This is a genomic window from Streptomyces sp. NPDC050164, assembly GCF_044459945.1.
GTDB lineage: Bacteria > Actinomycetota > Actinomycetes > Streptomycetales > Streptomycetaceae > Streptomyces > Streptomyces coeruleorubidus_A.
In genome coordinates this window covers 1-1,199 of sequence record NZ_JBITJK010000106.1, presented here as the reverse complement: position 1 = coordinate 1,199, position 1,199 = coordinate 1, and the positions used below count along the sequence as shown (strand labels likewise).

At 67.4% G+C, this 1,199-nt stretch carries 1 protein-coding gene; it reads right to left on the bottom strand.

The genetic code is table 11. The features are described from left to right. A partial coding sequence (frc, locus tag ACIBNA_RS45070; RefSeq protein ID WP_399171301.1) for a formyl-CoA transferase occupies positions 1-1,199 on the bottom strand: 1,199 nt, incomplete at both ends.

Genomic DNA, 1,199 nt, shown 5'->3' with positions numbered 1-1,199 from the left:
GCAGTTCTTCGTGGCCGAGGCCGAGTTCGCCGATGAGGATTTCTTCGGTGTGCTGGCCGAGGAGGGGTGGGGTGGTGATGTCGACGGGGGAGTCGGAGAGTTTGAGCGGGTTGCCCACGGTGGTGAAGGTGCCGCGTTCGGGGTGGTCGACCTCGACGATCATGTCGTTGGCGGCCAGGGAGGGGTCTTCGATGATTTCGCGGGTGGAGAGGATGGGTCCGCAGGGGATGTTGTGGCTGTTGAGTCGTTCGAGGACCTGCCATTTGGGCAGGGTGGAGGTCCATTCCTCGATCAGCTGGAACATCTTGGCGAGTTTGGGCAGGCGGGCTTCGGGGGTGGCCCACTCGGGGTCTGCGGCGAGTTCGGGCCGGCCGATGAGAGCGGTGAGCGGGGGCCAGCCGACGGGCTGGACGATGACGTAGACGTAGTCGTTGGGTCCGCCCGGCGCGCACCGGACCGCCCAGCCGGGCTGGCCGCCGCCGGAGGCGTTGCCGGAGCGGGGTACCTCGTCGGCGAAGTCGTCGTTGGGGTATTCCGCCAGCGGGCCGTGGGCCAGGCGTTGTTGGTCGCGCAGTTTGACCCGGCACAGGTTGAGCACCGCGTGCTGCATGGCCACGTTCACGCGCTGGCCGCGTCCGGTGCGCTCGCGCTGGAAGAGGGCGGCGAGGATCCCGGCGACGGCGTGGATGCCGGTGCCGGAGTCGCCGATCTGCGCGCCGGTCGCCATCGGCGGCCCGTCCTCGAACCCGGTGGTCGCCATCGACCCGCCCATCGCCTGCGCCACCACCTCGTACGCCTTGAAGTCGGTGTAGGGGCCCGGACCGAATCCCTTGATGGAGGCGTACACGATCCGTGGGTTGATCTGCCTGATCCGCTCCCAGGTGAACCCCATCCGGTCCACCGCACCCGGCGCGAAGTTCTCCACCAGCACATCCGACCGCTCGATCAACGCGGTCAGGATCTCCTTGCCCCGCTCGGTCTTGGTGTTCAGCGTGACACTGCGCTTGTTGCAGTTGAGCATCGTGAAGTACAGCGAGTCCGCATCCGGGACATCCCGCAACTGCCTGCGCGTGATGTCACCGCCCGGCGCCTCCACCTTCACCACATCCGCCCCCAGCCACGCCAGCAACTGCGTCGCCGACGGACCCGACTGCACATGCGTCATATCCAGCACACGAACGCCTTCAAGAGCCTTCGTC